Annotated in this window: 13 protein-coding genes and 1 pseudogene; 12 read left to right on the forward strand and 2 right to left on the reverse strand. The window is 72.8% G+C overall.

Annotation, left to right across the window (positions count from 1 at the left end; all coding sequences use genetic code 11):
- Positions 1-3 precede the first annotated feature (3 nt).
- From AC5WS8_RS09195 to mmuM, 3 genes are all read left to right on the forward strand, one after another.
- On the forward strand, positions 4-3,999 hold the full coding sequence (locus AC5WS8_RS09195; RefSeq protein ID WP_496102818.1) for a HAMP domain-containing protein: 3,996 nt from the start codon (positions 4-6) through the stop codon (positions 3,997-3,999).
- A 76-nt stretch (positions 4,000-4,075) separates the two neighbouring features.
- Positions 4,076-6,805, forward strand: a complete 2,730-nt coding sequence (locus tag AC5WS8_RS09200) for a SpoIIE family protein phosphatase (RefSeq protein ID WP_496102819.1) — start codon at positions 4,076-4,078, stop codon at positions 6,803-6,805.
- A gap of 78 nt (positions 6,806-6,883) precedes the next feature.
- Positions 6,884-7,813 (forward strand): homocysteine S-methyltransferase, encoded by a 930-nt coding sequence (mmuM, locus tag AC5WS8_RS09205; RefSeq protein ID WP_496102820.1) that lies wholly within the window; start codon positions 6,884-6,886, stop codon positions 7,811-7,813.
- Between the two features lie 57 nt (positions 7,814-7,870).
- On the opposite strand, the gene AC5WS8_RS09210 is transcribed toward mmuM, so the two are convergent.
- Complete coding sequence (locus tag AC5WS8_RS09210; protein ID WP_496102821.1) at positions 7,871-9,475, reverse strand: carboxylesterase/lipase family protein; 1,605 nt, start codon at positions 9,473-9,475, stop codon at positions 7,871-7,873.
- Between the two features lie 97 nt (positions 9,476-9,572).
- Between AC5WS8_RS09210 and AC5WS8_RS09215 the strand changes: the two are divergent.
- Positions 9,573-9,737, forward strand: a pseudogene (locus AC5WS8_RS09215) (substrate-binding domain-containing protein); the annotation flags it as partial.
- A 109-nt stretch (positions 9,738-9,846) separates the two neighbouring features.
- Here the strand turns inward: AC5WS8_RS09215 and AC5WS8_RS09220 are convergent.
- The gene (locus AC5WS8_RS09220) at positions 9,847-10,995 is read right to left on the reverse strand and encodes a YihY/virulence factor BrkB family protein (protein WP_496102822.1); all 1,149 of its coding nucleotides are present in this window, start codon (positions 10,993-10,995) and stop codon (positions 9,847-9,849) included.
- Between the two features lie 120 nt (positions 10,996-11,115).
- On the opposite strand from AC5WS8_RS09220, the gene AC5WS8_RS09225 reads away from it, so the two are divergent.
- The 8 genes from AC5WS8_RS09225 to AC5WS8_RS09260 all read left to right on the forward strand — a co-directional run bounded on the left by AC5WS8_RS09225 (position 11,116) and on the right by AC5WS8_RS09260 (position 19,515).
- Positions 11,116-12,750 carry an acyl-CoA dehydrogenase family protein gene (locus AC5WS8_RS09225; RefSeq protein WP_496102823.1) on the forward strand — a complete coding sequence of 545 codons (1,635 nt, stop codon included), beginning with the start codon at positions 11,116-11,118 and terminating at the stop codon, positions 12,748-12,750.
- Positions 12,751-13,050: 300 nt separating this feature from the next.
- Positions 13,051-14,340 (forward strand): GAF domain-containing protein, encoded by a 1,290-nt coding sequence (locus tag AC5WS8_RS09230; protein WP_496102824.1) that lies wholly within the window; start codon positions 13,051-13,053, stop codon positions 14,338-14,340.
- Between the two features lie 132 nt (positions 14,341-14,472).
- Positions 14,473-15,849 carry a hypothetical protein gene (locus AC5WS8_RS09235; RefSeq protein WP_496102825.1) on the forward strand — a complete coding sequence of 459 codons (1,377 nt, stop codon included), beginning with the start codon at positions 14,473-14,475 and terminating at the stop codon, positions 15,847-15,849.
- Positions 15,850-15,982: 133 nt separating this feature from the next.
- Positions 15,983-16,555, forward strand: coding sequence for a GNAT family N-acetyltransferase (locus AC5WS8_RS09240; protein WP_496102826.1), 573 nt, complete (start codon positions 15,983-15,985; stop codon positions 16,553-16,555).
- A 127-nt stretch (positions 16,556-16,682) separates the two neighbouring features.
- A complete protein-coding gene (locus AC5WS8_RS09245) occupies positions 16,683-16,766 on the forward strand; it encodes a putative leader peptide (protein ID WP_309486338.1) in 84 nt (27 codons plus the stop codon).
- A 174-nt stretch (positions 16,767-16,940) separates the two neighbouring features.
- The gene (locus AC5WS8_RS09250) at positions 16,941-18,632 is read left to right on the forward strand and encodes a nitrite/sulfite reductase (protein WP_496102827.1); all 1,692 of its coding nucleotides are present in this window, start codon (positions 16,941-16,943) and stop codon (positions 18,630-18,632) included.
- Positions 18,629-18,808: a hypothetical protein gene (locus AC5WS8_RS09255; RefSeq protein ID WP_496102828.1), complete on the forward strand. Its 180-nt coding sequence runs from the start codon at positions 18,629-18,631 to the stop codon at positions 18,806-18,808. Before AC5WS8_RS09250 ends, AC5WS8_RS09255 begins: the two co-directional genes overlap by 4 nt.
- Complete coding sequence (locus tag AC5WS8_RS09260) at positions 18,805-19,515, forward strand: phosphoadenylyl-sulfate reductase (protein ID WP_496102829.1); 711 nt, start codon at positions 18,805-18,807, stop codon at positions 19,513-19,515. Before AC5WS8_RS09255 ends, AC5WS8_RS09260 begins: the two co-directional genes overlap by 4 nt.
- Positions 19,516-19,528 lie beyond the last annotated feature (13 nt).

Below are 19,528 nucleotides of genomic sequence, written 5' to 3' on the forward strand. Positions count from 1 at the left end.
CGCATGACCGGCAGGACGACCGAGGCCGTCGATCGGGGCCCGGCTGAGCAGGAGCTGCGGCAACTTCTTGCCGGGCTGACCGCCGTGCGGGACGGTGACTTCGGCACCCGGCTGCCCTCCGACGGGGAGGGGCTGCTCGGCGACATCGCCACCGTCTTCAACGGCATGGTGGACCAGTTGTCCGTGTTCACCTCGGAAGTGACGCGCGTGGCGCGCGAGGTGGGCACCGAGGGCAGGCTGGGCGGCCAGGCGGAGGTGCCGGGGGTCTCGGGCACCTGGGCGGACCTCACCGAGTCGGTCAACGCCATGGCGGGCAACCTGACCACCCAGGTCCGCGACATCGCCCAGGTGGCGACCGCGGTGGCCAAGGGCGATCTGTCCCAGAAGATCGACGTGCCGGCGCGCGGCGAGATCCTGCAGCTCAAGGAGACCGTCAACACGATGGTCGGTCAGCTCTCCGCCTTCGCCGACGAGGTCACCCGCGTCGCCCGCGAGGTCGGCAGCGAGGGCCGGCTGGGCGGCCAGGCCCAGGTGCCCGGTGTCGGCGGTGTGTGGCGCGACCTGACCGACTCCGTCAACTTCATGGCGGGCAACCTCACCGCGCAGGTCCGCAACATCGCCCAGGTGACGACGGCGGTCGCCCAGGGCGACCTCTCCCAGAAGATCACCGTCGACGCCCGCGGCGAGATCCTCGAACTGAAGAACACCATCAACACGATGGTCGACCAGCTCTCCGCCTTCGCCGACGAGGTCACCCGCGTCGCCCGCGAGGTCGGCACCGAGGGCAACCTGGGCGGCCAGGCCATCGTCCGGGGCGTGTCGGGCACCTGGAAGGACCTGACGGACAACGTCAACGTCATGGCTTCCAACCTGACCGGCCAGGTCCGCTCGATCGCCCAGGTCGCCACGGCCGTGGCGCGCGGCGACCTGTCGCAGAAGATCACGGTGGAGGCCAAGGGCGAGGTCGCGGCCCTGGCGGACGTCATCAACACGATGGTGGACACGCTGTCCGCGTTCGCCGACGAGGTCACCCGCGTCGCCCGCGAGGTCGGCACCGAGGGACGCCTCGGGGGCCAGGCGAACGTGCCGAACGTGGCGGGCACGTGGAAGGACCTCACGGACAACGTCAACTCGATGGCGAACAACCTCACCGGCCAGGTCCGCAACATCGCCCTGGTGACGACCGCGGTCGCGGGCGGCGACCTGTCGAAGAAGATCGATGTCGACGCCCGCGGCGAGATCCTGGAGCTCAAGACCACCATCAACACGATGGTCGACCAGTTGTCGTCGTTCGCCGCCGAGGTCACCCGTGTGGCGCGGGAGGTCGGCAGTGAGGGACGGCTCGGCGGCCAGGCCGAGGTGGAGGGCGTGGAGGGCACCTGGAAGCGGCTGACCGAGAACGTCAACGAACTGGCCGGGAACCTGACCCGGCAGGTCCGTGCGATCGCCGAGGTCGCGAGCGCCGTCGCGGAGGGCGACCTGACCCGCTCCATCACCGTGGAGGCCTCCGGCGAGGTCGCCGAGCTCAAGGACAACATCAACTCCATGGTCGGGTCCCTGCGCGAGACCACGCGGGCCAACCAGGAGCAGGACTGGCTGAAGACCAACCTGGCCAGGATCTCCGGTCTGATGCAGGGCCACCGCGAGCTGCCCGTCGTCGCCGAGCTGGTCATGGACGAGCTGACACCGCTGGTCTCCGCCCAGTACGGCGCCTTCTACCTCGCCGAGGACACCGAGCGCGGCCCCGAACTGCGGCTGGTGGGCTCGTACGGCTATCCCGACGACGGGGAACGGCCCACCCGTATCCCGTTCGGCCGCTCGCTCGTCGGGCAGGCGGCGCGCAACCGCCGTCCCATCGGTGTGGAGGAGCTGCCGCCGGGCTATGTGACCATCTCCTCGGGTCTCGGGCAGACGGTGCCGAGCGCCTTGGTGGTGCTGCCCATCGTGGTCGAGGACCAGGTCCTCGGCGTCATCGAGCTGGCCTCGGTCACCCCGTTCACCCAGATCCACCAGGACTTCCTGGCCCAGCTGATGCCGACCATCGGCGTCAACCTCAACACCATCGTGGCCAACGCCCGCACCGACGAACTCCTCGAGGAGTCCCAGCGGCTGACCACCGAACTGCAGGCCCGCTCCGAGGAGTTGCAGGTCCAGCAGGAGGAACTGCAGCGCTCCAACGCCGAGCTGGAGGAGAAGGCGTCCCTGCTGGCCGAGCGGAACCGCGACATCGAGGCCAAGAACCTCCAGATCGAGCAGGCACGGCAGGAACTGGAGACCCGCGCCCAGGAGTTGGCGCTGGCCTCCAAGTACAAGTCGGAGTTCCTGGCGAACATGAGCCACGAGCTGCGCACCCCGCTGAACAGCCTGCTGATCCTCGCCCAGCTGCTGGCGCAGAACCCGTCGCGCAACCTCACCCCCAAGCAGGTCGAGTACGCGGGCATCATCCACTCGGCGGGCTCGGACCTGCTCCAGCTGATCAACGACATCCTCGATCTGTCGAAGGTCGAGGCCGGCAAGATGGACGTCGCCCCCGAGCGCGTCCCGCTGCGGAAGCTGCTGGAGTACGTCGAGGCGACGTTCCGGCCGATGACGACGCAGAAGAGCCTGGACTTCACGGTGACCACCGCGCCGGGCACTCCCGCCGACCTGCTCACCGACGACTCCCGGCTGCGTCAGATCCTGCGCAACCTGCTGTCGAACGCGGTCAAGTTCACCGAGCAGGGAAGCGTCGAGCTGCGCATCGAACCCGCAACCGACCGGGAGGTGCCCGCGGGTGTCCACCGCGGTGGCCCCGTCGTGGCCTTCCGGGTGAAGGACACCGGCATCGGCATCCCCGAGCAGCATCTCGAGACGATCTTCGGGGCGTTCCAGCAGGCGGACGGGACGACGAGCCGCAAGTACGGCGGCACGGGCCTCGGCCTGTCCATCACCCGGGAGATCGCCCATCTGCTCGGCGGCGCCGTCACGGTCGAGAGCACGCCCGGTCAGGGCAGCACGTTCACGCTCCATCTGCCCGTCGCGCGCGCCGACTTCGAGGAACTGGCGGGCGGCGGTCGTCCGGCGCAGCAGCCGCAGGACACGGCCGCCTCCGAGGTGGTGCCCGCGCGGCCCGCGGATGCCGGCCCCAAGCAGGTGCCCGGGCAGCGCAGGCGCCGTCTGCTGGTCGTGGAGGAGCGCCCGCGCGGTCTGCTCACCCTGGTCGCGGAGAGCGCGGTCGCGGACATCGCGCAGGACGGCGGCGATCCGCGCGGAGCGATCGACATCATCACCGCCGCGGGAGCGCAGGAGGCGGCGAGCGCGCTGGCCGCCGAGCCCTGCCACTGCGTCGTCCTGGAGCTCGGCATGTCGGACGACGAGGGCGCGCGGTTCCTCCAGGCCATGCAGGGCGACTCCGCGCTGGCCAGCGTGCCGGTGCTCGTGCACGCCGGGCACCGAGTCGACCCGGCCCAGGAGCAGTCGCTGCGGTCCCGTGCCGGGGGCCGGCCGCTGGACTTCCTGTCCAGCCTGGACGACCTGCGCGAACGCATCACGCTGCACCTGTCCGCCGAGGAGCCCGGAGACGTCCTGTCGCTGGTCCGCGCCGAGGAGCCCCCGTACCCGGCCGCGCAGCCCGTGGACGACACCTTCCGCGGCCGCACGGTGCTCGTGGTCGACGACGACGCGCGCAACCTGTTCGCGCTCAGCGGCATCCTGGAACTCCACGGTTTCCAGGTCCTGCACGCGGACAACGGCCGCAAGGGCATCGACATGCTGCTCGCCCACCCGGACGTCGCACTGGTCCTGATGGACGTGATGATGCCGGAGATGGACGGGTACGCCGCCACCGCCGAGATCCGCGGCATGCCGCAGTACGCGGACCTGCCCATCATCGCGGTCACCGCGAAGGCGATGCCCGGCGACCAGGAGAAGAGCCTCGCGTCCGGCGCGAACGACTACGTCACCAAACCCGTCGACACCAACGACCTCATCGCCCGCGTCCGACGCTGGCTGCCCGCCTGAGGAGGGGACCACCCGCCGTGCGCACCAGCCGACCGGACGCCGACCGGCGCCGTCCCAGCCGAGGAACAGGCCGACCGTGAGCATTCCCCAGCAACCGCCCGAGCCGCAGGGCCCCCGCGCTCCCGCCGGTGAACAGGCCACCACCGAGCCACCGCGCGGGAACCCGACAGCCGCCGAGCCGCCGGACCGGAGCGCCGCCGAGCCGCTCGGTCCGACGGCGGTGGACACCGGGCGTGCGGCCGGCGCCTCGGCCGGTCCCGGTGCCGTCACCCACGGCCCGGCCGCTGCCGGGAGCGTCGGTGCCGAGTCCACCGCCACCGGCCCGGACACCGCGGACGAGGCCGGTCCGCGGCCCGTCCACCGCGGCCCCGCCGGAAGCCGGCCGGTCACCGGCGAGCCCTCCGCCGGTGCCGTCGACGAGGACGGGCCCGGGCAGACGTCCCCTGTCGGCAGGCTCGCGGCGACCGTGGAGCGGCTGCGGCGCGAGGTACGGGCGGCGCAGGCCGAGGCGGACGGGCGTGCCCTGGTGGAACTGGCCAAGGGCATCCTGGTCGAGCGGCTCGGGTGCGGGCCGGCGCAGGCCGCCAGACAACTCGCCGAGCTGGCCGAGCAGGCGGGCGCGACCCCGCTGGAATTCGCCGTCGAGGTCATCAACCAGGCCTCGCGTGACCGGCTCTCCGAGGTGGCCACCGCCTTCCTCGCGGCCACCAGGACCACCACGGGCTCCACGGGCTCGGCGGCCTCCGCCGGAGCGGGTGGTTCGCCGGGGAACCGGTCCTCCGTCGTACGGCTGCGGGCCGCAGAGAGCGGTGCGCTGGCCGCCCCCGACACCCAGGCGGTCGCCGACTCCCTGCTGGAGCACGCCCTGACCCCGCTCGGCGCGGTGGCCGTGGCCATCTGGGCCGCGGGCCCCGACGGCTCCTTCACCCTGGCGGGCAGTGCGGGGTTCTCGCCCGCGGAGGCGGGACGCTGGCGGTATGTGCCGCCGGGCGTGGCGACCGTCGCGCGCCGCGGTCTCGCCGAGCGCGCGGGACAGTGGATCGGCTCCCTGTCCGGGACCGGGCTGCCCTCCGTCGGTCAGCACCTCTACCCGGACGGCGGCAGGGTCGCCGTTCCGGCCGGTACCGGCGGGCGGATCCACGGAGTGCTGGAGATCGTGTGGCCGGCGCCGCTGGGGCCGCAGCCGCCGCAGATCGTCCGTCAGGTGGAGGCTCTGGCCGAGCTGTGCGCCCACACCCTGGAGACCTACGCCCTCCAGTGCCCCGGCGGCGTCCCCAGGCCCGGGGTCCTGCCGCACGTCGCCGAGCTGATGGACCTGGCCGACGGGCTCCATGACCCCGCCCTGGTGCTCGTGCCGCACCTGGACGGCAGCGGGGAGCTCGTCGACTTCCGCATCCAGCATGTGAACAGCCGTTTCCTCGACCCCGCGGGCCGGCCGCGCGGCGTCGTCAACGGCGCCCTGTTGCTGGAGGCGTACCCGCTGGCCGCCGGAGAGAGTGAGCTGTTCGACCGGATCGAGCGGGTCCACGCCACGGGCGAGCCGTTCCGCGCCCACCGCATGAGGCTCACCGCCCTGGTGGACGACGTCCCGCTGGCGGCGGTGGCCGACATCAACATCACCCGGCACGCCGGCAGCGTCCTGCTCATCTGGCGCATCGAGGACGAGACGGCGCGCCTGGCGAGCCTGCTCCAGCACGCTCAGCGCCTCGGCCGGATCGGCGGCTTCGAGGAGAACCTGCTCACCGGTGAGATCACCTGGAACGGGCAGCTCTACAGCCTGTACGGCAGAGCCACCGCCAGTGCCCCGGTGCCGCTGGAGGACCTGCCCGCCCACGCCCACCCCGACGACGCGGTCGCCATCCGCAGGTTCCTGCGCACCCTGCTGCACCACCGGCGTCCCGCGTCCACGGCCTTCCGTCTGCAGCGCCCCGACGGGGTGACGCGCCACATCCGCGTGGTGGCCGAGCCGGTGCTCGACTCCGACGGCCGGCTGTTCGTCGTCCGCGGCGCCTACCAGGACATCTCCGCCCACCACTGGACGGAGGTCGCGCTCGCCGCCACCCGTGACCAGCTCGCCCACACCGAGCAGCAGGCGAGCGAACGCAACCGGCTCACCCTCCAGCTCCAGCACGCGATCATGCCCCCGGCGCAGGCACCGCTGGAGGCCCCCGGCCTGCAGGTCGCCGTGCGCTACCGGCCCGCCGAGACGGAACAGCTGGTCGGCGGCGACTGGTACGACGCGGTCGTGCTGCCGTCCGAGCTGGTGCTGCTGTGCGTGGGCGACGTGGCCGGGCACGGCATAGAGGCGGCCACCAGCATGGTCGTGCTGCGCAACGCGCTGCGGGGCCTCGCCGTGACGGGCGCCGGGCCCGGCCAGTTGCTGTCCTGGCTGAACATGGTGGCCCACCATCTGACCGGCGCGGTCACCGCCACGGCGGTCTGCGCCCTGTACGACCCGGCCCGCCACACCCTGCGCTGGGCCAGGGCGGGCCATCTGCCGCCGGTCCTGGTGCGGGGGGCCGAGGCCGCGCCGCTGCCCCTGGTCAAGGGGCTGCTGCTGGGTGCCGTGCCCGAGGCGTCGTACGAGGAGCACGAGGTCCAGCTGGCCGTCGACGACACCCTGCTGATGTACACGGACGGGCTGGTCGAACGCCGTGACCGTTCCGTGGAGGAGTCGCTCGCGCAGCTGCTGACGGCCGCGCGCACCGTGTCCCCCACGCTGGACCAGCAGTTGGACCGCCTGCTCACCTACAGCAGGTCGGACACGGACGACGACACCTGCATCGTGGGCATCCGGGTGGTCTGAGGGTTCGGGACGGACGCCCGGGACGCCCGCCTGCTGGACGGCCCGGGCGTCCGCCCGCCCTTCGACTAGCGTCGTGGCATGACCAGCAACACCACTCCCACCCTCGCCGAGGCCCTGGCCGCCGGGACCCTCGTCCTGGACGGCGGCATGTCGAACCAGCTCGAGTCGGCCGGGCACGACCTGGGGGACGAACTGTGGTCGGCGCGGCTGCTCGCGGAGCGGCCGCGGGCGATCACCGAGGCGCACCTCGCGTACTACGAGGCGGGCGCGGACGTGGCGATCACCTCCAGCTACCAGGCGACGTTCGAGGGCTTCGCCAGGCGCGGCGTCGACCGTGACCGCGCGTCCGAACTCCTCGCCCTGAGCGTCGAACTGGCCCGCGAGGCGGCGCGCCGGGCCCGGGAGAAGGGCGTCAGGCGTCCGCTGTGGGTGGCGGCCTCCGTCGGCCCGTACGGGGCGATGCTCGCGGACGGCTCGGAGTACCGGGGCCGCTACGGCCTCACGGTCGCCGACCTGGAGGCCTTCCACCGCCCGCGTCTGGAGGTGCTGGCGGCTGCGCGCCCGGACGTCCTGGCGCTGGAGACGGTACCCGACACCGACGAGGCCGTCGCGCTGCTGCGGGCGGTGCGCGGCCTGGGTGTCCCCGCCTGGCTGTCGTACACCGTCTCCGGCGACCGCACGCGCGCGGGCCAGCCGCTTCAGGAGGCGTTCGCGCCGGCCGCCGAGGCGGAGGAGGTGATCGCGGTGGGCGTGAACTGCTGCGCACCCCAGGACGTGGGCGGCGCCGTCGCGGCGGCCGCACGGGTCACCGGCAAGCCGGTGGTGGTCTACCCCAACAGCGGCGAGTCCTGGGACGCCGCCTCCCGCTCCTGGGACGGCCGTTCCACGTTCACGGCCTCGGAGGTCACCGGCTGGCGCGAGGCGGGGGCACGGTTGGTCGGCGGGTGCTGCCGGGTGGGGCCGGAGGCGATCCGGGGGATCGCGGAGGCGCTGCGGGCGAGGGCGTAGCACCGGCCCCGTGGCCGTTCCGCCGCGCGGCCCACGTGACTGCCGTCCCGGCCCCCGTCACGGGCGTCCCGGACCGCTCGGGCGCCGCAGCCGCCGTACCACCGACAGCGGTACCGTGCCCCGCCGCACCGCCCCGTTCCCCGGCGGGAGGGCCGGCTCCGGGCGGGTGCGGGCCGCCTCCCACAGCGCCATCTCCGTGTCGCGGGGTCCGTACGCCACCGGCTCCCCGCCCCCTCCGAAGATCCGCACCGGGTGCCTGGCGTCCCACGCCGGCCAGCCCGGGTCGCCGTCCGTCGCGAAACGCACCCATGCCCCGTGCATCTCGCGGGCCAGTGCGCGCGGGGCGTCAGGGCCCGCGAGTTTCGCCGCCTCCGGGACCTCCGCGCTGTCGAAGACGAAACCCAGCTCCAGGGCGTGGCAGGCGCCCAGGCCGGGTAGGTTCGAGCGCCAGGCGAACTCGTAGACGTACGTGGACGCGTGGTCCGCGCGGGCGTCGGCCAGGCGGTGCAGGGGGTGCCGGAGCAGATGGTCCGTCACCATCTGGCCCACCAGCTCCGAGGCGGGGGCGTCCGGGTGGGCGGTGCGGTAGCCGCGCGGGACCTCCGGGCCGCAGTGGCAGCGGGCCATCGCGCCGGCCACGGCGACCGGGCCCAGGCGGTCGACGCGTTCCGTCAGGCCGGTGGGAGCCAGCCAGAGGCGGTACTCCTCGCTGGTCCAGCCCATCAGCAGGGGTACGTCGCGGGCCGTCCCGTCCAGCAGTGCCTCCAGCGGGTCGCGCGGTACCAGGTCGCCGTCCACGACGATCCCGAAGGCCGGCCCGCCGAGGATCGGGCTCGCCCTGCGGCCCACCTCCGCCTGCGCCTCGGCCAGTGCCGCGCGGTCCACCTCGGCGAACGCCGCCGCCGTCGCCGGCACCTTCAGCCTGGCCGCCATGCGCCGCACCAGGCGCCGTACCTTCTCCCGTTCCGTGGCCTCCGGCGGCCCGCTCTGCAGCACCGCCCGCCCGAACAGGCCCCGGGCGCGCGGGCATGCCAGCAGCGCACCGATGCTGATGGCGCCCGCCGACTCGCCGAAGACCGTCACCCGGTCCGGGTCGCCGCCGAACTCCGCGACGGCCTCGTGCACCCACTCGAGCGCGGCGAGCTGGTCGCGCAGCCCCGGGTTGGGCGGGGCGTCCGGGAAGAGGCCGTAACCCTCCACTCCCAGGCGGTAGTTGAAGGAGACGAGGACCACGCCGTCACGGGCGAAGGCGCTGCCGTCGTACACGGGCACGGCAGACGATCCCCGGGTCAGGGCACCGCCGTGGATCCACACCATGACCGGGAGCCGGGCCCCCGGACCCGGCTCCGGCGTCCACACGTTGAGGTTGAGGCAGTCGTCCCCGGCGACCACCGGGTCGGACAGATGGCGTGCGAAGGCCTCCGAGTACGGCGGCTTCGGCGGCGTCGGCCCGAACGCGCCCGCGTCGCGCACCCCGTCCCAGGTCTCCGGCGGCACCGGCGGGCGGAAACGGTGGGCGCCGAAGGGCGGGGCGGCGTACGGGATGCCGCGAAAGACGGCGACCCCGTGCTCGTACCGGCCGCGCACGGCTCCGTGCGGGGTGCGGACCACGGGGTCCGAACGGTGCGCCGGGTTCGGGGTCGCGTCGTCCGCAGGGTTCATCCGGCCTCTCCTCACCGCGGGGGCTGCCCCCATGACATCACCTTCCCCCGTCCCCGCCCCGCGCATCCGGTGTCTTCCGCGGCGACTCACCACGGGCTACATGACGACCGTGCGGCAGCCGTACGGGGAGACGGCCGAGACGGCGCTCCGGCTGCTGGTGCGCATGAGGGGCGGCGCACGGCCGGAGGGCACCCGTACGGAGCTGTCGACACGCCTGGTGGAACGGGCCGGTACGGCACCGCCGCCGCGCTGCTCCGCCTGAGCCGCCCAGCGGATGCCGTCGAGGAGACGAGCCCGGAAGTCCGGGTCCCGGTGGGTCTCCGAGGCGTGTCCGAGCGAGGTGGCGGGCCGGTTCCCGGGAAACGGGCCGCTCAGTCCGCCGGTCCCTCACCCTTCTGCGGATGGATCTGACCGGTGCGCACCTGCGTGCGCAGCCGGGAGGTGACGTCCTCCGGGGGCAGGAAGCGGGACCAGCGCTCCGGGAACTCGGACGGCATGTCCGGGTCGTCGGGATCGCCTGCGCGGGCCGCAGCGGCGCGGGCCACGTACTCCGCCGCCTGCTCCTCGCGCAGCCGCTCGTTCGCCTCGCGGGCGGCCGCCGTCGCGGCCGCGGGCCACACCCGGTCGATCGCCGCGTTGACGGCGGCGCCCACGAGGACCGCGAAGGCCGACACGCCGATCCACAGCAGCACGGCCACGGGCGCGGCCAGCGAACCGTAGATCGTCGGACCCTCCACCGTGTGCGTCAGGTAGATGCGCAGCAGGAAGCTGCCCAGCACCCACATCGCCAGGGCGACCAGGGCTCCCGGCACGTCCTCCACCCACGGTGAGCGCACGGGTACGGACACGTGGTACAGGGTGGTCAGGAACACGATCGACAGGACGATCACCACCGGCCAGTACAGGACCTGCACCACCGTCGTCGACCAGGGCACCACGTTCACCACCGCGTCCGGGCCGGCCACCATCAGCGGCAGCGCGACCGAGCCGATCAGCAGCGCCACGATGAACAGCACGAACGCCAGCAGCCGGGTCTTCACGATGCCCCGGGTGCCGTCCAGCCCGTACATCACCGTGATGGTGTCGATGAAGACGTTCACGGCGCGTGAGCCGGACCACAGGGCGAAGAGGAAGCCGATGGAGACGACGTCGGGCCGGCCGGCCTTGAGCACGTCGTGCAGGATCGGCTGGGCGATCTCCTTCACGCCCCGGTCGGACAGCACCGTGCGGGACGCCTCCAGGAGGTTGTTCTGCAGGCTCTGGATGGTGTCGGTCCCGGTCCAGTGGTCGACGTAGCCGAGCAGTCCGACCAGGCACAGCAGCAGCGGCGGCACGGAGAGCAGGGTGAAGAACGCGGCCTCCGCGGCCAGCCCGAGGACGCGGTACTCCATGCACGAGTTGACGATGTCCTTCAGCAACAGCCAGGCGGTCCTGCGCTTGGAGACGTTCCGGTAGAGGGCACGCGCCCGGTGGAGACGGCCGGGGGGCCGCTCGGTGATGTTGCTTGCTGCTGGCTGCACGCCTTAACGGTATCCGCCGCCCGGACCCCCGCTCATCCCGCATCGGGGCGGTCCTGAGATGTGGCGCATCCACTCGGCGATACGGGTGACCGATCGCGTACCGAGGGGTAGGTTCAGCCCATGGCAGCCAGCACGCACACCGTGACCAATCAGGCTCCGCCGCTGGTCGGATATGACGTCTTCACCGCCGATCGTGCCCTCGTGGAGGCCGTCGAGCGGCAGCTGGACCCCGCCCTCCTCGACGAGGTGCGCGCCGAGCTGTCGGGGCTCGGGCTCAGCGCGGGCTCCGCGCAGGTGCAGGAGTGGGGGGCGCAGGCCAACGAGAACCCACCGAAACTGCGCACCCACGACCGCTACGGCAACCGCGTCGACGAGGTGGAGTTCCACCCGGCCTGGCACCGGCTGCTCGGCAAGGGCGTCTCCGCGGGGCTGACCGCGGCCTGGTCGCGGCCGGGCGGGCATCTGCGCCGGGCGGCGGCGTTCGTGGTCTGGAGCCAGGTGGAGGCGGGCAACGGCTGTCCGCTGTCGATGACGCACGCCGCCGTGCCCGCGCTGCGCACCGATCCCGTCCTCGCCGCCGAGTGGGAGCCCCGGCTGACCTCCCTGGTCTACGACCGGGGGCTGCGCCCGGCCGCCCAGAAGGCCGGCGTGCTCTTCGGGATGGGCATGACGGAGAAACAGGGCGGCAGCGACGTCCGCGCCAACACGACCGCCGCCCGGCCGCTCGCCGAGGACGGCGCGTACGAGCTGAGGGGCCACAAGTGGTTCTGCTCGGCGCCCATGTCGGACGGGTTCCTGGTGCTGGCCCAGGCCCCGGGAGGGCTGACCTGCTTCCTGGTGCCGCGGGTGCTCGAGGACGGCACACGGAACGTGTTCATGATCCAGCGGCTGAAGGACAAGCTCGGCAACCGCTCCAACGCCTCCAGTGAGGTCGAGTTCGACGGCACCTGGGCGCGACGGGTCGGCGACGAGGGGCGCGGGGTGCGCACCATCATCGAGATGGTGGCGGCGACCCGGCTCGACTGCGTCCTCGGCTCGGCGTCACTGATGCGGCAGGCGGTGGTGCAGGCGATCCACCACTGCACGTACCGGGAGGCGTTCGGCGGGCGGCTCATCGACAAGCCGCTGATGCGCAACGTGCTCGCGGATCTGGCTCTTGAGTCGGAGGCGGCGACGGCGCTGGGGCTGCGGCTCGCGGCGGCGTACGACGTCGGCGGCGAGCGGGAGCGGGCGTTCCTCAGGCTCGCGGTGCCGGCCGCCAAGTACTGGGTGACCAAGCGGTGCACGCCGGTGGTGACGGAGGCGGCCGAGTGCCTCGGTGGCAACGGCTACGTCGAGGAGTCCGGTATGCCCCGGCTGCTGCGTGAGTCGCCGCTGAACTCCATCTGGGAGGGCGCGGGCAATGTGCAGGCGCTCGACGTGCTGCGCGCGCTCCAGCGGGAGCCCCGGGCTCTCGACGCCTGTCTCCAGGAGGTCGGCCGGGCGCGCGGGGCGGACCACCGTCTGGACGGTGCGATCAAGAACCTGCTCACCGAACTCGCCGATCTGGAGGGCGTCGAGGCCCGGGCGCGCCGTCTGGTGGAGCGGATCGCCTTGGTGCTCCAGGGGGCGCTTCTGGTGCAGTACGCGCCCCCGGAGGTCGCGGACGCCTTCTGCGCCTCCCGGCTGGGCGGCGACTGGGGCGCGGCGTTCGGCACCCTGCCGCACAGCCTGGACCTGGCCGCGGTGGTGGAGCGGGCGCGGCCGGTCGCCTGAGGGGCCGCCGGCTGTGCGCGTGGGCGGCGGAGGTGGTGCTGCGCCGACTCGGCACCACCCCCGCCTGCCGGCCCCCAGTGCAAGGAGCGCGGACGCCGTCTGAGCGGCGTTGCACAATTTTCAACCACACCCTGACCCTTCGCCAGGGTTGCAGAGGGTTGCAACCCGCGCCCGCTCTGACCGGACTCCATCCCTCCGTGCCCCGAAAGACGGCAGTATTGAGGACCACCGTCGACACGGGCCGGGGGCGCTCCGGCCCGAACCCGTCGACGGGACGGCCAGCCTTGGGGGAGGTTTCCAGTGGCGTATCCGGCCAGAGAGGTCACGCGGCTCGCCGGCCTGGACGTCGGACAGGCGGCGCGCCTGCTCAGCGAGGTGCGCAGCGCGACGCTCGCGGGGCAGCGCGCTCCCGTCCCGCCGCGTCCGGTGATCGAGGCGTCCTGGGGGCGGATGCTGCGCCGCGGGGTCGATCCCGACCACGACGTCCGTGCCGACCCGCTGGGCCGGGACGAGATCGAGCGGCGTCGGCAGGAATCCTCGCTGCGGCATGTGCTGCCGGTCCTGCGCGAGGGCCTGCTGTCGGTGGCGGACGTCGCACGGCACATCATGGTCGTCGCGGACGCCGAAGGGCGGATCCTGTGGCGGGAGGGCAGTGCGCCCGTGCTGCGCAAGGCGGACGGGCTGGGCTTCGAACTCGGCGCGGACTGGGGCGAGGGAGTCGTCGGCACCAACGGCGTGGGCACTCCGGCGGTGACCCGGCGTCCCGTACAGGTGTTCGCGTCCGAGCACTTCGTGCGCTCCCACGCCTCCTGGACGTGCACCGGCGCCCCGATCACGGACCCGCGCGACGGCCGGCTGATCGGGGTGGTGGACGTCAGCGGTCCGCTGGAGTCGATGCATCCGGCGACGCTCGCCTGGGTGGACTCCGTGGCCCGGCTCGCGGAGGCCCGGCTGCGGGAGATGCATCTGAGCACGCTGGAGGGGCTGCGCGCGGTGTCGGCTCCGCTGCTCGCGCGGTTGGGCGGCCGGGCGGTGGCCGTGGACAGGGACGGCTGGACGGCTGCGGTGACCGGGATGCCGTACACCGGCCGGGTCGCGCTGCCCGCGGCGCTCGCACCCGGCCGTGCTCTGCTGCCGACGCTGGGCCCCTGCACGGTGGAGCCGCTGCCGGGCGGCTGGCTGATCCGCGCGGCGGACGCACCCGGGCCCGCGCGGCCGACCCGGATCGTCCTGGACGTGTCCCAGCCGCGCCGCTGGTCGGTGGCGGTCTTCGGGGACACGGGCTCGTGGACCCATGAACTCAGCCCCCGGCACGCCGAACTGCTGTACCTGCTGGCCCTGCACCGCGAGGGCCGCACGGCCGGGGCCCTGGCGTCCGACCTGTTCGGCGACCCGGCCCGCACGGTCACGGTCCGCGCCGAGATGTCCCGGGTACGGCGGTATCTGGGGGCGGTCCTGGAGCACCGGCCGTATCGTTTCCGCGAGTCGGCGGAGGTGGACCTGCTCACCCCGGACGACCCGAACGACCTGCTGCCCCACTCGACGGCGCCGGGGGTGGTGGGAGTTCGGCGCACCCGAACGTGGGGATAACCCTGCTTTTCCCGGGTCTCCGGCCGGTCCCCCGTCCGTCTGCCGTAGCATCCCTCCTTACAGGCCACCCCACCCGTTCCTGAAGTCAACGCACGGACCACAAGGAGCAGTTGGCCTACGCCGGGAGGTTGTATGAAGCACCGTGGCAGGCACCGCCGCAGGCGCCGGGGGCGTGCGCTGCGGGCGACGCTGGCGGGTACCGCACTGGCCCTGACCGCCGCCGCCACGCTGATCAGCACCTCACAGGCCGCGGGCGGCGACAGCCCCGGGGGCCTGACCCGGGTCACCGCCGCCACCGAGACCGCGAAGCTCCGCCTCCACGAGGACCTCGCCGACCACCGCGCCCTCGACACCCTCACGCGTGCGATGGGCGGCGCCGTCGACGTCCACGGCGTCCTGTCCTCCGCCGACCGCACGATGCGGGACAGGTCCGCGTGCGACGCCGCCGAGACCGCCGCGCTGCCCGTGCGGCCGGCCGCCACGCGCGCGTACTGCTGGGACCACGACGACGCGACGACCACGCAGTGGGTGCCGCGGTCCGTGACCACCTCGGGGGACGCCGAGGCCGACGGCCTGTGGGGCCCGGACCGGGTCGTCCTGTCCGGCTGGACGCACCACGACCGCCCCGCCGGCCCGGCCGCCGAGCGGGGCCTCGCCCGGGTCGCCTTCGTCGACGCCGACGACCCTTACCACCTCGCCTACCGCTGGGTCCTGCTGGTCGCTCCACGCGCCGGGGGCCATGACTTCGCCGCCGTCCGCACCGGCCTGTCCGGCATGGTGTGGTACCGGGACAAACTGTTCGTCACCGCACGCGACTCGCTGCTGGTCTTCGACCTGCACCGGATCCTGCGGGCGAACGTCGACAGCACGGCGATCGGCCGGGTCGACGGGGGCTACGCGGCGGACGGCTACCAGTACGTGCTGCCCGCGGTCGGCTCCTACCGGCTGACCGGCGGCCCCTGTTCCACGGCCGACGACCACGGCACCCCCTGCTTCTCCACGCTCTCGCTCGACCGCACCGGCATCCCGGCGAGCCTGGTCGCGGGCGAGTCGATCCGCCCCGGGGGCAACGGGCGGGCGGCCCGGGTGTGGCGGTACGCGTTCAGCACCGCTCCCGGCCGCGCAGGCCTGCTCACCACGGACGCGCACGGCGACGTCAGGACGACGGAGGCCTACGAGACGGCGGCGGCCGGGGTGCAGGGCGTCCTGTCGCACCGGCGCGACGGGGCGGAACGCACCGACTGGTACGTCGACCGCGCGCCCTCGGTGGGCGGCCGGCACGGCACGCTGTGGCGGCAGACCACCTCCGGCGCGCAGGCGGCCACCTGCGCGCCCGACGAGACCCACGCGTGCTGGGGGCGGCACACCTCGTCCCTGTCGTACTGGCGGGAGACCGGCGAGCTGTGGACGCTCACGGAGGGCGCGGCGAGCGACGACGGATCCGGACCGGCCGGCGGGCGGGTGCTGTACGCGGTGCCGCTGGACGCGGTGGACGACGCTTTGAAGTAGTCCCTGAAGCGGTCCTTGAAGCAGTCCCTGATGTGGCACGCTCCCCCGGCCCGGCAGAGCGCCGGGCCCACCTGGCCGGCCAGAGCGCAGCCCCCCTTGGCCGGACCGCCCGGCGTCATGGTTCCCTGGCCGCATGAGCAGCATCACCGTGACCACGTGGTCCCTGGAGCAGACGTCCCCGAGCGATCTGCTGCCCGCCGCGGCCCCCGAGGACGACGTCCGGATCGTCCGAGCCGAGGTGCCCTCGCCGGAGTTCAGCCGGTTCCTGTACGCGTCGGTCGGCGGGGACATCCGCTGGATCGACCGGCTCGGCTGGACGTACGCGCGTTGGCAGGAGCACCTGGAACGGCCGGGCGTGGAGACCTGGGTCGCCTACGAGCGGGGCACACCCGCGGGCTACGTGGAGCTGGATCCACAGGACGACGGGGTCGTGGAGATCGTCTACTTCGGGTTGCTGCCGGCCTTCCGGGGGCGGCGGATCGGCGGACACCTGCTGTCGTACGGGACCGCTCGCGCCTGGGACCTCGCGGACCGCTGGCCGCGACGGACGCCGACGAAGCGGGTGTGGCTGCACACCTGCAGCCTGGACGGGGACCACGCGATGGACAATTACCGTCGGCGGGGGTTCCGGCTGTTCGACACCGAGGTCGAGGAGCAGGCGGAGGTGGCCGCTCCGGGCCCTTGGCCAGGGGCGCACGCCCACTGAGCTGCGCGGACGCGAGCACCTCCGGGCGATGTGACCGACACCACCCTTGTTTCACATGATGGGACAAGGGTGTCCGCATGATGGACGAAACTGGACTGTGTCCAGATCGCCATGACACGCTTCCGTCATGTCTGGAACTGGAATCGCCTTGGTGAGTCGACGGCACGTCGATCTCGGCCGCATGTCCAGCGCCATCTGTCCGGCGAGCTGACCGCCTCCAGCCAGCCCGGTTTCTCCCTTTCTTCACCCTCGCGCAAGGGCGCGCACGTCTTCCCGTGTGCCCGCACGCAGGTCAGAGCCTCCCACCCGTCGCCCGACCAGCACCCCCATCGACGGCGCCACGCGCCGGCCCCACCCGATCGCTGTCCCGAAGGACGTACCCATCATGGCCGCCTCCCCGCAGAATCCCGCCACGCCCCGCCGCAAGGTGAGCCGACACCGTGGCGAGGGTCAGTGGGCCGCAGGTCACTTCACCCCGCTCAACGGCAACGAGCAGGTCAAGAAGGATGACGACGGTCTCAATGTGCGGACACGCATTGAGACGATCTACTCGAAGGCGGGTTTCGACTCGATCGACCCGAGCGACCTGCGCGGCCGGATGCGCTGGTGGGGCCTCTACACCCAGCGCAGGCCCGGGATCGACGGCGGCAAGACCGCGATCCTGGAGCCGGAGGAGCTGGACGACCGCTACTTCATGATGCGGGTCCGCATCGACGGCGGCGCGCTCACCACGCGGCAACTGCGCGTCATCGGTGAGATCTCGCAGGAGTTCGCGCGCGGCACCGCCGACATCACCGACCGGCAGAACATCCAGTACCACTGGATCCGGGTCGAGGACGTGCCCGAGATCTGGAACCGCCTGGAGGCGGTGGGCCTGTCCACGGTCACCGCCTGCGGTGACACGCCCCGCGTGATGATCGGCTCCCCGGTCGCCGGCATCGCCGAGGACGAGATCATCGACCCCACCCCGGCGCTGGAGGAGATGAAGCGCCGCGTCCTGAACAACAAGGCGTACTCGAACCTCCCCCGCAAGTTCAAGACGGCCATCTCGGGTTCGCCGCTGCTGGACGTGGTCCACGAGATCAACGACGTCGCGTTCGTCGGCGTCCGGCACCCCGAGCACGGACCGGGCTTCGACCTGTGGGTCGGCGGCGGTCTGTCCACCAACCCCAAGCTGGGCGTGCGGCTGGGCGCGTGGGTTCCGCTGGACGAGGTCCCGGACGTCTACGAGGGCGTCGTGTCCATCTTCCGTGACTACGGCTACCGGCGGCTGCGCAACCGGGCCCGTCTGAAGTTCCTCGTCGCCGACTGGGGCGCCGAGAAGTTCCGCCGAGTACTGGAGGACGAGTACCTGGGGCGGAAGCTCGTCGACGGTCCCGGCCCCGAGCAGCCCGTGCAGCAGTGGCGCGACCACGTCGGTGTCCACCGGCAGAAGGACGGCCGCTACTACGTCGGCTTCGCACCCCGGGTCGGCCGCGTCGACGGCACCACGCTCACGAAGATCGCCGACCTCGCCGAGGCGCACGGCTCGGGCCGGGTGCGCACCACCGTCGAGCAGAAGATGGTCATCCTCGATGTCGAGGAGGGCCTGGTCGACCTCCTGGTCGACGGCCTGGAGGCACTGGACCTCACCGCCAAGCCGTCCTCGTTCCGGCGCGGCACCATGGCCTGCACCGGCATCGAGTTCTGCAAGCTCGCCATCGTCGAGACCAAGCAGCGCGGCTCCTCGCTCATCGACGAACTGGAGCGCCGCCTGCCGGACTTCGACGAGCCGATCACCATCAACCTCAACGGCTGCCCGAACGCCTGCGCCCGTATCCAGGTCGCGGACATCGGTCTCAAGGGCCAGCTGGTCCTCAACGACCAGGGCGAGCAGGTCGAGGGCTACCAGGTGCACCTGGGCGGCGCGCTCGGCCTCCAGGCCGGGTTCGGCCGCAAGGTCCGCGGTCTGAAGGTCACCGCGGAGGAGCTGCCGGACTACGTCGAGCGGGTCCTCAAGCGGTTCCAGGCGGAGCGCGAGGACGGCGAGCGGTTCGCCACCTGGGTCTCGCGCGCTTCTGAGGAGGCACTGTCGTGAGCGAGCGTGCCGCGCCCTTCTACTGCCCCTACTGCGGCGAGGAGGACCTGCGTCCGAGCGAACAGGGCCACGGCGTGTGGGAATGCGCCGCGTGCAATCGCGCCTTCCAGTTGAAGTTCCTCGGGCTGCTCGCCCAGGGTGTTCAGCGAGCCGACGACGGACAGGACGGGATATGACCGCCACTCAGCAGCAGCGGAGTGCCGAGGAGCTGAAGGCGCTCGCCGAACAGGCCGGCCGTGACCTGGAGGACGCCTCCGCGCCGGAGATCCTCCAGTGGGCGGCCGAGACCTTCGGCCGGCGCTTCTGCGTGACCTCGTCGATGGAGGACGCGGTGGTCGCCCACCTCGCCTCCCGCGCGATGCCCGGCGTCGACGTGGTGTTCCTCGACACCGGCTACCACTTCCCGGAGACCGTCGGCACCCGCGACGCGGTCGAGGCGGTGATGGACGTCAACGTCATCACCCTCACCCCGCGCCGGACGGTCGCCGAGCAGGACGCCGAGTACGGCCCGAAGCTGCACGACCGCGACCCCGACCTGTGCTGCAGGCTGCGCAAGGTCCAGCCGCTGGAAGAGGGCCTGAAGGACTACGACGCCTGGGCGACCGGGCTGCGCCGCGACGAGTCCCCGACCCGGGCGAACACCCCGGTCGTCGGCTGGGACGAGAAGCGGCAGAAGGTCAAGATCTCGCCGATCGCCCGCTGGACCCAGGACGACGTCGACGCCTACGTCGCCGAGCACGGCGTGCTGACCAACCCGCTGCTGATGGACGGCTACGCCTCCGTCGGCTGCGCCCCCTGCACCCGCCGGGTCCTTCAGGGCGAGGACGCACGCGCCGGCCGCTGGGCGGGCCGCGCCAAGACCGAGTGCGGGCTGCACGCCTGACCATGACAGAGAT

The organism is Streptomyces sp. PTL18, assembly GCF_059510295.1.